Origin of the sequence: Gemmatimonas aurantiaca (genome assembly GCF_037190085.1) — a bacterium.
Classification (GTDB): Bacteria; Gemmatimonadota; Gemmatimonadetes; order Gemmatimonadales; family Gemmatimonadaceae; genus Gemmatimonas; species Gemmatimonas aurantiaca_A.
Map to the genome: position 1 here is coordinate 60,405 of NZ_JBBCJO010000011.1, position 12,804 is coordinate 73,208.

General features: G+C 64.3%; 12 protein-coding genes and 1 tRNA gene. 8 read left to right on the top strand and 5 right to left on the bottom strand.

The window, feature by feature from the left end; genetic code table 11:
- Positions 1–33: 33 nt before the first annotated feature.
- Genes paaE through WG208_RS13705 form a run of 5 tightly spaced genes read left to right on the top strand, consistent with a single transcriptional unit; the run spans position 34 to position 4,765 of the window.
- Positions 34–1,119, top strand: coding sequence for a 1,2-phenylacetyl-CoA epoxidase subunit PaaE (gene paaE, locus WG208_RS13685; protein WP_337171934.1), 1,086 nt, complete (start codon positions 34–36; stop codon positions 1,117–1,119).
- Positions 1,120–1,164: 45 nt separating this feature from the next.
- The gene (locus tag WG208_RS13690) at positions 1,165–2,157 is read left to right on the top strand and encodes an ABC transporter ATP-binding protein (RefSeq protein ID WP_337171935.1); all 993 of its coding nucleotides are present in this window, start codon (positions 1,165–1,167) and stop codon (positions 2,155–2,157) included.
- Entirely contained in the window at positions 2,154–3,017 is an 864-nt protein-coding gene (locus WG208_RS13695) for an ABC transporter permease (RefSeq protein ID WP_337171936.1), read from the top strand. Before WG208_RS13690 ends, WG208_RS13695 begins: the two co-directional genes overlap by 4 nt.
- Before the next feature lie 18 nt (positions 3,018–3,035).
- Positions 3,036–3,953: an ABC transporter ATP-binding protein gene (locus tag WG208_RS13700; RefSeq protein WP_337171937.1), complete on the top strand. Its 918-nt coding sequence runs from the start codon at positions 3,036–3,038 to the stop codon at positions 3,951–3,953.
- Positions 3,950–4,765 carry a hypothetical protein gene (locus tag WG208_RS13705; protein WP_337171938.1) on the top strand — a complete coding sequence of 272 codons (816 nt, stop codon included), beginning with the start codon at positions 3,950–3,952 and terminating at the stop codon, positions 4,763–4,765. Before WG208_RS13700 ends, WG208_RS13705 begins: the two co-directional genes overlap by 4 nt.
- A gap of 51 nt (positions 4,766–4,816) precedes the next feature.
- On the opposite strand, the gene WG208_RS13710 is transcribed toward WG208_RS13705, so the two are convergent.
- Together WG208_RS13710 and WG208_RS13715 are read right to left on the bottom strand one after the other, a co-directional pair.
- Complete coding sequence (locus WG208_RS13710) at positions 4,817–5,479, bottom strand: nitroreductase family protein (RefSeq protein ID WP_337171939.1); 663 nt, start codon at positions 5,477–5,479, stop codon at positions 4,817–4,819.
- Between the two features lie 78 nt (positions 5,480–5,557).
- Positions 5,558–6,034, bottom strand: a complete 477-nt coding sequence (locus WG208_RS13715; RefSeq protein ID WP_337171940.1) for a MarR family transcriptional regulator — start codon at positions 6,032–6,034, stop codon at positions 5,558–5,560.
- A gap of 188 nt (positions 6,035–6,222) precedes the next feature.
- Here WG208_RS13715 and WG208_RS13720 point away from each other — a divergent pair.
- Positions 6,223–6,293: transfer RNA gene (locus WG208_RS13720), tRNA-Cys, on the top strand.
- Positions 6,294–6,483: 190 nt separating this feature from the next.
- On the opposite strand, the gene WG208_RS13725 is transcribed toward WG208_RS13720, so the two are convergent.
- The 3 genes from WG208_RS13725 to WG208_RS13735 all read right to left on the bottom strand — a co-directional run bounded on the left by WG208_RS13725 (position 6,484) and on the right by WG208_RS13735 (position 9,800).
- Positions 6,484–7,449 (bottom strand): hypothetical protein, encoded by a 966-nt coding sequence (locus WG208_RS13725; protein ID WP_337171941.1) that lies wholly within the window; start codon positions 7,447–7,449, stop codon positions 6,484–6,486.
- A 46-nt stretch (positions 7,450–7,495) separates the two neighbouring features.
- On the bottom strand, positions 7,496–8,674 hold the full coding sequence (locus WG208_RS13730; RefSeq protein ID WP_337171942.1) for a helix-turn-helix domain-containing protein: 1,179 nt from the start codon (positions 8,672–8,674) through the stop codon (positions 7,496–7,498).
- A 232-nt stretch (positions 8,675–8,906) separates the two neighbouring features.
- On the bottom strand, positions 8,907–9,800 hold the full coding sequence (locus tag WG208_RS13735; protein WP_337171943.1) for a hypothetical protein: 894 nt from the start codon (positions 9,798–9,800) through the stop codon (positions 8,907–8,909).
- A gap of 263 nt (positions 9,801–10,063) precedes the next feature.
- On the opposite strand from WG208_RS13735, the gene WG208_RS13740 reads away from it, so the two are divergent.
- Together WG208_RS13740 and WG208_RS13745 are read left to right on the top strand one after the other, a co-directional pair.
- A complete protein-coding gene (locus WG208_RS13740) occupies positions 10,064–11,452 on the top strand; it encodes a hypothetical protein (protein WP_337171944.1) in 1,389 nt (462 codons plus the stop codon).
- Complete coding sequence (locus WG208_RS13745; RefSeq protein WP_337171945.1) at positions 11,452–12,735, top strand: cation:proton antiporter; 1,284 nt, start codon at positions 11,452–11,454, stop codon at positions 12,733–12,735. The genes WG208_RS13740 and WG208_RS13745 overlap by 1 nt, the downstream gene beginning before the upstream one ends.
- Positions 12,736–12,804 lie beyond the last annotated feature (69 nt).

Below are 12,804 nucleotides of genomic sequence, written 5' to 3' on the forward strand. Positions count from 1 at the left end.
CGCTGCGGCCCTTCTTTCCCCGAAGACCACGTGATGCACGAATTCCATCGACTGCAGGTGCGCGATGTCCATCATGACACCCGGGACTCCGTGGTGTTGTCGCTGGACGTGCCGGACGACATGCGCGAGGCGTTTCGCTTTCAGCCGGGTCAGTATCTGACATTCCGTCAGACACTGGACGGGGAGGAGTGCCGCCGGTCGTATTCGATCTGCTCGGCGTTGCAGGACGAGGCGTTGCGGGTGTCGGTGAAGCGTGTGCCGCAGGGGCTGTTCTCCACGTGGGCGAATCAGACGCTCGCGCCGGGCACGGAGCTCGAGGTGATGCGGCCCAGTGGTCGTTTCACGGTGCAGATCGATCCGACGGTTTCGCATCACTATCTGGGGATCGCCAGCGGCAGCGGCATCACGCCGGTGCTGAGCATTCTCAAGTCGGTGCTGATGGGCGAACCGAAGAGTCATTTCACGCTCATCTACGGCAATCGGGCCACGGGATCGATCATGTTCCGCGAGGAGCTGCACGATCTCAAGGACCGGTTCCCGGATCGTTTCAGCATCGTGCATCTGCTGACGCGTGAATCGCAGGACATCGATCTGTTCAACGGCCGCATCGACGGCGAGAAGATCACGCGCCTCTTCGATCGCTGGATCGATATCGGCAGCATCGACGCGGCGTTCATCTGCGGTCCGGAATCGATGATGTTGAGCAGCGTGGCGGCGCTCAAGCAGGCGGGGCTCACCCAGGAGCAGATCAAGTTCGAACTGTTCACCACCGACGACAGCACACCGCGTCGTCGGCGTGCGGCGGACGGGGCCGCGGCCGCCGGCAACGGGGCGCTGGCGCACTGTGAGACCACGGTGATCGTCGATGGCCGTCAGCAGACGTTCGACATGCCACGCTCGGGCGAGACGGTGCTCGACGCCGGCCGTCGGGCGGGTGCCGATCTGCCGTATTCGTGCAAAGCGGGCGTGTGCTCCACGTGCCGCGCCAAGGTGGTGGAAGGCGAGGTGGAGATGGATCGCTGCTACGGGCTCGAGGACTATGAGGTGGCGCGCGGATACATCCTCACCTGCCAGAGCTATCCGCTCACCGATCGGCTGGTCGTGGACTACGATCAGTAGGAGGCCCCCCTCGCCGAGCCCGCGGAAACGGGAATACATTGTGCGATGTCCACGCCTCTCATCGATGCCCGCGCGCTGAGCCGGCGCTATGGCACGACCATGGCGCTCGATGGGTTCACGGTGTCGATCGCGCCGGGCATCACGGGGTTGGTGGGCGCCAATGGGGCGGGCAAGAGCACGTTCATCCGGATTCTGCTGGGGCTCGTCGAGCCGAGCAGTGGTGAAGTGACCGTGCTGGGCCACGATGCGAGGCGCGCGCGTGAGGCCATCCGCGCGATCGTGGGGTACATGCCCGAACACGACTGTCTGCCGCCGGAGATGACGGGCGCGGAGTTCGTCGCATTCATGGGACGTCTGAGTGGATTGCCGGCGCATGCAGCGCGGGAGCGCAGCGCGGAGGTGCTGCGGCATGTGGGGTTGTTCGAGGAGCGCTATCGGCCCATCGGCAGCTACTCCACCGGCATGGCGCAGCGCGTGAAGCTCGCCCAGGCGCTGGTGCACGATCCGCGATTGCTGATTCTCGATGAGCCCACCAACGGACTCGATCCGGCGGGACGCGAAGAGATGCTGGCCCTCATCCGGCGCACGGGACACGAGTTCGGAATGTCGGTGCTGGTGTCGTCGCATCTGCTGGGTGAGCTCGAGCGCATCGCTGAACGTATCGTCCACATCGAAGGTGGGCGGCTCGTCCGCGCGGAATCGATGCACGAACTGACCGGCGAACGCGCGACGCTGCTGGTGGAAGTGGACGGCGATCTGCCGCTGTTCATGGCGGCGCTGCGGGAGCGCGTACCCGTCGATACGGAGATCCGCCTGGAACGCCAGCGGGTGCTGATCACGCCCGCTGTTGGTGAGGGGGTCGGTGCGGGTTCCGGTGCGACGGCTGACAGGGCGACCGATGCGATCTCCGATACGATCTCCGACATGCTCGCCGACGCCGTGCGGGATGCCGCCGTTGCCACGGACGCCGGGCTGTTGCGCCTGCAGCGGCAGCGCGCGCGGTTGGACGATCTCTTTCGGGAGAACGTGCCATCATGACCGCGCCCGTCATTCACGATCTGGGCTATCGTCGGTACGACGGTGCACGGGACGGCGCGCGCGGTGCGTGGTGGGCGCTCTTCTGGCAAGGATTCCGCACGATGTTCGGTCTGGGCCGACCGCTGCGCGCGAAGATGATTCCACTCTTCGTGATCGTGATGACGCTGCTGACGTGTCTGGGCAGTGTGGTGGCGTCGGCGGCATCGGACGGCCAGTCGCCTATCCGCTACGGCTTTCTGATCGGATCGCAGCTCCTGCTGTTCGTGCTGTTCCTCGCGGCGCAGGTGCCCGAAGTGATCTGTCGTGACCGGCAGCATCGCGTGTTGTCGCTGCTGCTCACGCGGGCATTGTCGCGGCGTCAATATGCGACGGCGCGACTGGCCGCCGTCTGGGGTGCCACATGGGTGGTGGCCATGGCGCCGCTGCTCGTGTTGTATGTGGGAGAGATCGGCATTGCCGCCGATCCGGCGGCGCAGTTCGCCGAAATGGGCAACCGGATGGGACCGGTGCTGTTGCACGGTGTGCTCACCGCGTGGGTACTGGGATCGTTTGCCGTGTTCATGGCCAGTCTGACCGCACGTCGCGGATACGCCTCCGCGCTCGTGGTGGGATTCTTTCTCGTGACCGCCGCGGTGACGATCGGTGTGGAGGATCTCGACGTGATCCCCGCTGGAGTGAGCGAGTTTCTCGATCCCCTGCGGGCGCTGCGCACGATGGCGATGCTGTTGTTTCACGAGACCACACGCGCCATGGAGCTCACACCACCACCCGCGGTGATGGTGTTCGTGATGGTGTTCGTCGTGATGGGTGGCATGGCCGCCGCACTGGCGTTCCGTCGTATGGAGCGCTACGAGGCATGAGAGTCGAATGAGGGTCGCATGAACCCATCGCCGCTGCTGTTCGATCGTGTGACACAGTGGTACGACGACGTCGTGGCGGTGAACGACGTGTCGACCACGGTCGAACCGGGAATCACCGGATTGCTCGGCCCCAACGGCGCGGGCAAGAGCACATTGCTGCAACTGGCGGCAGGACTGCAGTCGCCCTCGTCGGGACGCGTGCTGGTGCATGGTGACAATCCCACGGGACACCCCCGGGTGTTTTCACGTCTCGGTATGGTGCCCGAGCGTGAATCCCTGCCGGAACGACTCGATGCCCGCGCGTTCGTGGAAGCGCGGGCCACGTTGCTGGGGATGCATGATGTCCGTGATGCCGCGCGCGCGGCGCTCGCGGCGGTGGAACTGGAAGACGTGGCCGATCGGCCGATCGGTGCGTTCAGCAAGGGGATGCGTCAGCGTGTCAAACTCGCGGCGGCACTGGTGCACGACCCCGACGTGCTGCTGCTGGACGAACCGTTCAACGGTCTCGATCCGCGGCAACGTGCGCAGACCATCCGCCTGCTCGAATCCCGTGCGGCGAACGGGGCGACGATCCTGCTGTCCAGTCACATCCTCGAGGAAATCGAAGATGTGGCCTCCCGCATTCTGGTGATGGTGGCGGGACGTCTGGCGGCCAGCGGCGATCATCGGACGTTGCGGCGACTGATGACCGACCGGCCGCACTCGGTCCGGGTGCGTGCGCAGCCCATGCGGGCACTGGCCGCGGCGCTGGTGACCTTGCCCGAGGTGCTGAGCGTGGAGATCGGGGCGCGGGAGCTTACGGTGCGCACGTCGGACTTCGCGTCATTCGCGCGCCAACTCGCCCGCATCGCACAACGCGAGGCCATCACCTTGCACGAGGTACAGCCGGCCGACGAGTCGCTGGAGCATGTGTTCGCGTATCTGGTGAACCAATGAACACGACCTCACGCGCGACACATCCGTCACCGGCTCCGCGTGCCGGATCTCCCTCATTCGTTGCCACGGGATGGGTACTGGCCCGCATGGCGTGGGCACGCACGATGTCGCCGCCGGTGATCGCGGCGGTGGCCGGGCTCGTGGCGCTGCCCATGGTGTTCGCGCTGCTGTTCGCGACCGGCGCGAGTGCAACGGTTGGTGTGACCGGCGACGCCACGGATTTTCTGCTGCAGCGTTATGGATCGCTGGTGAGCGGCCTGGCCACTCCGCTCATCGCGCTGCTGCTGGGCACGGGGGTGTGGAATGCCGAAGCCGAAGACGGCACGCTGTTGTATCTGGTGACGACGACCACGCCACGGTGGTGGATCGTGGCTTCACGATGGTTGTTCGCGGCCATGCTCACCGGCGTGTTGTCGGTGGTGGCCGTGTGGGGCACCGGCATGATCGTGCCCGGTGATCAGAACGCCGATGGCCTGGTGACCGCCTTCTCCGTGGCCGTGCTGTTCGGCAGCGCGGTGTACTCGGCGCTATTCACATTGCTGGCGCTGCTCACCCGTCGGGCGCTGATGGTGGGGCTGCTCTACGTCATTGTCTGGGAAGGGGCATTGGCGGCGACTTTCCAGGCGCTGCGGTATCTGTCGGTGCGTCAGTGGATGATCACCGTGGCGGCATCGCTGACCGGTCAGAATCACGTCCCGCTCGAAGGAGGACCATCGACCGGGTTCGTGATCGTGTCGGCCATCGTCGTGGTGCTGGCAACGATATGGCTCGGCGGCCGTTCACTGCATCGACCGCGTATCGCACGATCGTGAGAGGCCGTGGGGGAACACGGGTCGTGTGATCCGTGTTCCCCCGCGCTGTTCTCAGCGGAACGACGCGACGCGATCGACGGTGTGGCGATGCGAGACAAAACCGTCTTCGGCCGCGCGTCCTACGGCCACGAGTGCGGTGATGGTCGCCTGCGCCGGAATGCCCAGCAGGGTCTTCACCTTGTCGGGATCGAAGCCGAGCATGGGCGAGGTGGCGAGTCCTTCACTCTCGGCGATGAGCAGGAGGTAGCCGAGGGCGATGTTGGCTTGGCCGTTGGCCCACTGGGCGCGGGCTTCGGCGGGCATGGCGCCCAGTCGCTGCTGCAGCCCGCTGATGGTGGCGTCGCGCTTGTCGGCGTCGAGATCCGGGTGCACGATCTCGTTCAGCGATGCGAGGGTGTCGTCCATGTCGGCATACATCGCGATGACCACGGGCGCTTCGGCCACCTGCTTCTGATTGAACGCGGCGTCGCGGAGCTGGCCCTTGAGACTCTGGTCGCGGACGACGATGAAGCGCCACGGCTGGAGGTTGTGCGCGGACGGCGCGCGTCCGGTGAGCTCGAGGAGGCGACGGACTTCTTCGTCGGTGACGGGGATGTCCTGATAGGCGCGTACGGACCGTCGGGCGAGGGCGGCCTCGGCGGCGGTGCGGGGCGCATGTTCGTGGAGGAGTCCGGTGTTCCCGACCAATCCTGCTGCTGTGTCTGTGGTGAGCATCTCAGTGTTTTCCTGTTGGCGCAACGTTGTTCGTGAAAACAGATATATGGGTAAGAGTGAAGGACCACAGGGTGATCGTCAATCGATCGGGCAGTTCTGTCGGATGCGGCGGAGGAGCGTGGTCAGCTGAATCCGCTCCGGCTCGGCGAGCCCGGAGAAGATGGCCGATTCGGCGTCCTGAGCGGCAGGGGTGACGGCGGCCAGCAGTTCGCGGGCTTTGTCGGTCAACATTGTGTGCACGATTCTGCGATCAGTATCATCACGGTATCGAGACACCAATCCGGCATTATCAAGGCGATCGAGCATTCGGGTAATATCGGGACCCGGTGCGGCCACATGGCGCCCCAGTTCACTGCAGCCACCGCCCTTACCGCTCCGCAGCTGGATCACCAGCAGCAGCTCGTACTGCGCCGCCGTGATGCCGAACGGCTCCAGCGCGCGGGCCATGGTCCGCTCCATATGCGCGGTGGCGGCCCGGAGCGCGTGTACCGATGCGGCTGGCGAACTGCACAGCTCGGCTTCAGTTGCGGGGGAAAGAGAGGCGGTCTGCGTCATCCTGGAAGTTTACTGCAATGGGTCATGTGCAACATTATTCATGTTGCAACGAACATTGTCAAGACAATCCATGAAAACGACAGGGCGGAGAAACGGCGATTGCCGCCCAAGTGCCAGAAATCGGGGGGCCGCAGTTTCGCCAACTGCGGGCCGAGCATACATTGCGCTCTCCGCCTGATGGCGGTGTCGGCGCCGTCGCCAAGTGGTAAGGCAGGAGACTGCAAATCTCCCACCGTCGGTTCGATTCCGACCGGCGCCTCATTAGGGCAGTTCTGGGTTTGGAGTCTAGGGTTTCGAGTATGCACAACGGGGCGGTCCATGCGGACCGCCCCGTTGTGTTTTGGCGGATCGGGAGTCGCGGGTCATCGGTCCCGTAACACTACGGAACCTGCCTCCCGAAACCCGGCCGTTCCTCCCCAACCCCCCACGACCCAAAACTGGCGAGTGAGTCAGCGTTGGTGGGCGCGCCATGCCATGAGGAATTCCTGAACCGCGCCCCGTGCGTACAGCGCAAGCTGCATCGTGTCAGTTGGTGATTGCATCGCGACCTTCCCGCCAAGTTCGAAGATCGCATATCCGCGACAGCCATACTGCGCCGGATCTGCAAATGCCCCTTCAAGGATTGCCAGCGCCTCGCCTACGAAAGGGTTGTTTGCGACGGGGCTCTGCGTTGAATCACGGGCTACGGCCCGCGGGCCACCGGGCCACCTCGTCAACAACCAGACGATGTCGAAGGCGTCCTTGTTTTTCTGCCGATTCCTGAGTGCCAGACTCTTGAGTACGAGCAATGGGAGTATGTTCGCCACCCAAACCTGAACTCGCGCTCTTCCTGCCGAAATCTCATCGGGAGGTCCAAGCAGGTCGACCTCGAGCGTACGTTGCTGAATATCTTCCAGGGCCAATTGGCCCGCCGGAAGTCGAAATGCACCGATCTCGTCTCCGGGTCTATTGGGCGACTCCTCACCAATTCTGCCGGCGGCAGGAGCACCACCAATGCTCGTCACCCCGTCTGCGGGCGCGAGAAACTCCATCGCAATCTTTATCCCGTCGACGGTCCGTACCCACTGCCATGTGCTCTCACCGACTCCGTCGTTCCGCTTCCTCGGCTCGAATCCGAGCGCTTTCAGGTTTCCGAGCAACGACGCGTAGAGGGTGTCGTCGTTGGTGAGTTCAACCTGTACGCAAAGATCGATGTCGTTCGTTCCCGGATGGAGCTCCTCCCGGAACAGTGCGTCGATGTGCTCGCTGTCGAGTAGTAGTGTGGGAGCGAGCCCGCCGATCAACACGAGACGAGGGAATTGCTGCCCATCTATCGCTTTGACAATTGTCGCGAGCGCCCGATGGCACGCACCAAGGATGTCGTGATTGTAGTCAAGACGCGTCGGATTGACCGATTGTTCGTCAGCGGGCGACATCGATGGTCGGGATGAAGGGCGACATGATTCAGTGGCAACCAGGACGCTAGATAGTGGTGCTTGTCAGAGCCATCGAATTCCGAAGGGCTATCGCGATCTCTTCGTATCGTCCTCGTCCATCGCGTAGTGTCTCGATGACAGCGCGGGGTCGTGATACTAGTGACAGTCCTCGCCACAAATCAGCAGCTGGCGGCAGATCTTGTTCTTCGTGCAGCGCATGTCGAAGTCTCGCGTTCTCGTCAGCTTCAACGTCATCGTTGCCGTTCACAGCTGCCCTCATAGACAACGACAGACGGTGGAGTGCCCACGGATCTTTGGCGGTCTGCCGTATCGTGATGGATCCGCCGTCGGAGACTACCTGACCGCCAAGCGCGGTTGCAACCGCATCGACTGGTGTCGCATTGGGGATCCAGATGGTTGCCATCGGATAGGTCGTGAGCGTGGGCTCGTACAGATTTGCCGCCGCCGCTCCGGCGAGCGCCCAGGTTTTCACCGAATCGTTCAGTCGTGCCAGTCCTTGAAGGAGTTCCTGTGGTGTGCGTGACCAGACATAAACCTGGCTCTCTTCGACGGGGGCGTGGTCCTCGGCGCTCCACAGATCCAGGAGGCCGGCTGCGTCGATCACATTCCAGCTCCTGGTGCGTCCGCCGCTGCGGGTCGGCTCCAGGATCTTCTCCCGTTCGAGGCGATGCAGCACGTACGTCGCCTGCGGCTGAGTGACTCCAGCCAACGCCGCGAGTTGTGTTGTCGTCACGCCGTGCTCGAGGCGGCCGGGGGTCGTGGCGAGGAGGAGCAGCGTCTCCGCACAGCGGCCGGAGAGTCCAATGAGGCGAGTGGGTCGCACACCCGCTTCATTCGGAGTGGGCGATGCCGATGTATGCCTGCGCCCCTCTACGTGGATGAAGAATGGCGGAGCCTGCAGGTGCAGGTGTCCCGTCAATTGCTCTGCCCAGGAGACGCCTGCGTTTGCGAGTTCGTCGCGGATCGTGCCCGGCAGGCTCCGAACCGTGAGCAATGTGTGCATCGGGCCGATCTTTCTGGACAACTCCTTTGCTCGCCGCATCCCTTCGGGCCCCGAAATCCCCGAGGCGGGGATCACTCGGTAGACTATCGACTTGGTTCCCGGGCTTTGCAGGGTCATGCGGACGCCGAGCGGGTCGATGTTGACCCGCACTCCTGGCAGGGTGCGAAGCCTGCGGACGAGCCAGTCTGGGATGCGGATCATGATAACTGGATGTTGTATAATAAACGACCTGTTTATTATACATATTTCGTTTATTATCACAAGATGGCAATTGACAGACCATCGCTTGAGGTCGTGATAACGGGGCGGTCCATGCGGACCGCCCCGTTGTGTTTTGGCGGATCGGGAGTCCCGGGTCGTCGGTCCCGTAACACGGGACCCGTATCCCGAAACCCGGCCGTTCCTCCCCAAACCCACCACCCACCACCCGCTACTACCAGTAGATGTTGATGTCGTACAACGACGCCCCGCCACGCGGGTCATGGATGCGGATCACCGCCGTATAGTTGTTCCAGGCGGCCGGCTGCTGCACGACATCCACGCTGCCACGACCCACCTGCGTCTCCGTCCGCACGGTCACGGCCCGCGAGGGAAGACCGTCGCCCCGCAGATTGCTCGAGACATCGCGCGCCGGCTGACCACTGCGCGCGATGGCGTCCACCCGACGACCGGAGATGCGAAGCTCCACCACGTCGTCCACCTGGCCGCTCCAGCGCAGGAACCCCGACTCGTTGCTGCCGTTGTTTCCCCGTCCATGGCGGTCGTCGTCGCGACGGTTGTCCCAGCGATCATCACGTCGGTCATCACGCCGATCGTCGCGTCGGTCGTCACGCGGGTCGTACCGTGGATCATGACGGGGGTCATACCGTGGATCAGGTCGCGGGTCATATCGCGGGTCATACCGATCGTTGCCGCCACGCGAGTCGTACCGATCGTCGCCCTGCCAGTACGCAGTGAGCCGATAGTTGTCGGCTCCGCCCCGCGGATCACGCACACGGATGGTGGTCGTATACCCGTTGCGCGCCGACGGCTGTTCGATGACGTCCACATCGCCGCGCCCATCGTTGAGTCGGATGTACACATCGCCCCGCCCACGCGGCAGGGCGGTGCTCACACGGGCCCGGTTGGGAAGACGGGCGTCGGTCCCGCTCACGCGCACGTCGTTGCCGCGCATGGTGATGTACACCTCGCGGTCGACGCGGCCCGTCCACGTGAACAGGGTGCGATTGACCGTGGCTGCATGAGCCGGCGCCGCGCCGGCGACACCAACGGTGGACGTGAGCAGTGCGGCGGCGAGCGAGCGGTTGATCAGACGATGCAGGGTCATGGTACGGTCTCCCGAAGTTGGTTGCCCGTCCAATACGCATCGGCAATGCCAGTGCATAGTGCTTTGGTCGTAGTCCCGATGAGGGATATCGGGCGTGCTTTACACGGTCCTCTGCAAGTTGTTGTCGTTTCATCGCTTCCCATCTCTTGTCGAACCGAGGTCCGAGCGCCTATTGTGGGTCGAGGCGCTTCCTGGAGGCCTTCGACAGTTGGCCAACTGTCCACGATTTCGGACAGTTCCTGTGAACGCCAGCGGACGATCGCATGACGACACCTTTGCTTCTCATCCTGGTGGCGGCGCTGGCCTTTCTGGCCACGCATGTTGCCTACGAGTGGCTGGCCAAGCGCCTGCTGATCGTGTCCGGCGCCGAGTATCTGATACTCGGGGTCCTGCTTGGTCCGCAGGTCACTGGCCTGTTCACGCCGGCCGCGATCGAGGCGTTCCAGCCCATCGCGATTCTCGGCATCGGCTGGATGGGAATCACGGCCGCATTGCCGCTGCGCCTGCAGCGACTGGTCCGCATCCCGGCGGTGCACTACCGGCTCGCGCTGGTGGAGGCCATCGCCACGCTGGCGCTGGTGACGGCGGGTGCGGTGTCGGCACTGCATGTGGCCTTCGAAGTGGATGTAGCCATGGCGCTGGCCCCCGCATTGTGCCTCGGCGCCATCGCCGTGGCGTCGACACCGGCCGGTCTCGATGTGGCCTATGGTGACCAGCGCAACGACTCCCGTCGTCGTGCGCCGGTGCTGCTGCAGATCGAAGTGGCCAATGGCATGGACGCGTTCCTGAGTGTGCTCGCCTTCGGCATCATGATCGCGATGATGCATGTGGCGGCGCCGGTCATGATCCGCGCGCTGACCACCACGGAATGGGTGGTCGTGACGCTGGGCATCGGCGCGGTGGGCGGCACGCTCTTCCATCTCTTTCTCGGCAACGAACGCAGTCCCGACCGCCTGTTCATCTCGCTGGGCGGTGCGGTGATCCTCACGTCGGGCGCGGCGGCCTATCTCAATCTGTCGCCCACGCTGGCGGCGTTCGTGATGGGAGTGATTCTCGTCAACTCCCTGCGGCACACGGGACCGGTGGAAGAGGTGCTGCGTGGTGCGGAGCGCCCGCTGTACTACGTGCTGCTGTTGCTGGCCGGTGCATCGTGGGCGCCGGCATCGAATGTGGTGTGGTGGCTGGTGATCATTCACTACGTGGTGTTGCGCACACTGGCCAAGTTGTGGGGCACGGGGATCGTCACCTGGCTCAATGGCGCACAGTCGGAAGTGGGACTCGACTGGGGCCGCGCGCTGATCGGGCAGGGGCGTCTCACGATCGCACTGGCGCTCGACTACTCGCGACGTGGTCTTCCGTATGGTGACGTGATCTTCACGTGCGCTGCGGTCTCCGTGGTGTTCACCGAGTTCTTTGCCGCACGTTTCGTGCGTTCGGTAGCGGCACCGCTGGTGGCGCCGCTGGAGACCCTGTCGGCCACCACCGAAGCCGTGGTGGGGACGGTGACGGAAACGATGACGCACGCGATCCCCGGATTCCTGCGCCAGGAGCGCGGTGAATCCCGGCCGGATTCCGAGTCGCGTTCCGATTCGCATTCAATAGCGCATTCGGTGTCGCATTCCGATTCGCCTTCCGACGACGGAGCGCGCTGATGCGTCGTCTCGTCATTCTGCTGGTGCTCTACGCCGTGATGGGTGGCGTGTTCGTGCTCGGTGGCATCGAGGCGGGCACCCCCACGCTGATGCTGTTCGGCTTCCTCATCCTCGGCGCGTACAGTGTGGGCGAGCTGGTGAAGCCGCTCGGCATTCCGAAGATCGTCGGCTATCTCGTGGCCGGTGTGCTCTTCGGTCCGCCGGGGTTGGGATATGTCTCCAAGCCGGTGCTGGCCGAACTGAACGCGGTGAGCAATCTCGCGATCGCGCTGATCGCGTTTCTTGCCGGCGCCGAGTTGCAGATGTCGGAGATCAAGGCGCGGGGCGCGGCCATCATGAAGATGGTGTCGGTGGAACTGGTGCTCACGTTCGCCTCGGTGACGGCGGTGATGGTCGCGCTGCGTGGTCTGCTGCCGTTCATGGCGCAGGCTCCCATGTCGGAGGCCATCGCGTTCTCGATGCTGTTCGCCGCGGTGGCGGTGGTGCACTCGCCGGCCGTGACGATGGCGCTGCTGACGGAAACGCGGGCGAATGGTCCGGTGGCGCGCTACACCCTGGGTGTGGTGCTGGTGATGGACGTGGCGGTGGTGCTGATCTTCTCGCTCGTGCTCGCGGCCGCGCGTTCGCTGGTGCCACCGGCGGGCGACGATGGTGGTGTGCAGATCGGCGCCGTGGTGTGGGAGATCGGCGGATCGGTGATCGTGGGCGCGGTGCTCGGCGCAGGCATCGCGGCGTATCTGCGATTCATCAGCCGCGAGCTGTTCATCTTCGGCCTGCTGGTGGCGCTGCTCGGGGCGGAGGTCGCGCGCATCCTGCACGTGGAGACGCTGCTCACGCTACTGGTGGCTGGCTTCGTGGCGGAGAATGCCGGTGGCGGGCGCGGTGCGGAGTTGCGTCACGCGCTCGAACGTGCCGCGGCGCCGGTGTTCGTGGTGTTCTTTGCGCTGTCGGGGGCAAAGATCGATCCACGCACGGTCCTGCCGTTGTGGACGATCGTGGTGCCGGTGGTGCTGGTGCGCATGGCCGGCATCTGGTCGGGCATGCAACTGGGTGGCCGGTGGGCGAGACTGGATCCCTCGATTCCGCAGCGCGCGTGGATGGGATTGGTCTCGCAGGCCGGGGTGGCGATCGGACTCGCCACAGTGGTGGCCGATGTCTATCCGGAGCGAGGGGGGCAATTGCGTGCGCTGCTGCTGGCGACGATTGCCATCAACGAGACGATTGGCCCGATTCTATTCCGTCTCGGCCTCAAGCGAGCGGGCGAGCTGACCGAAGGGGGCTGACCGAAGGGAAGAAGATGTTGCAGCCGTTGCTATGAATCTCCTCCCTGACCAGCTCCTTCCTGCGTCCTC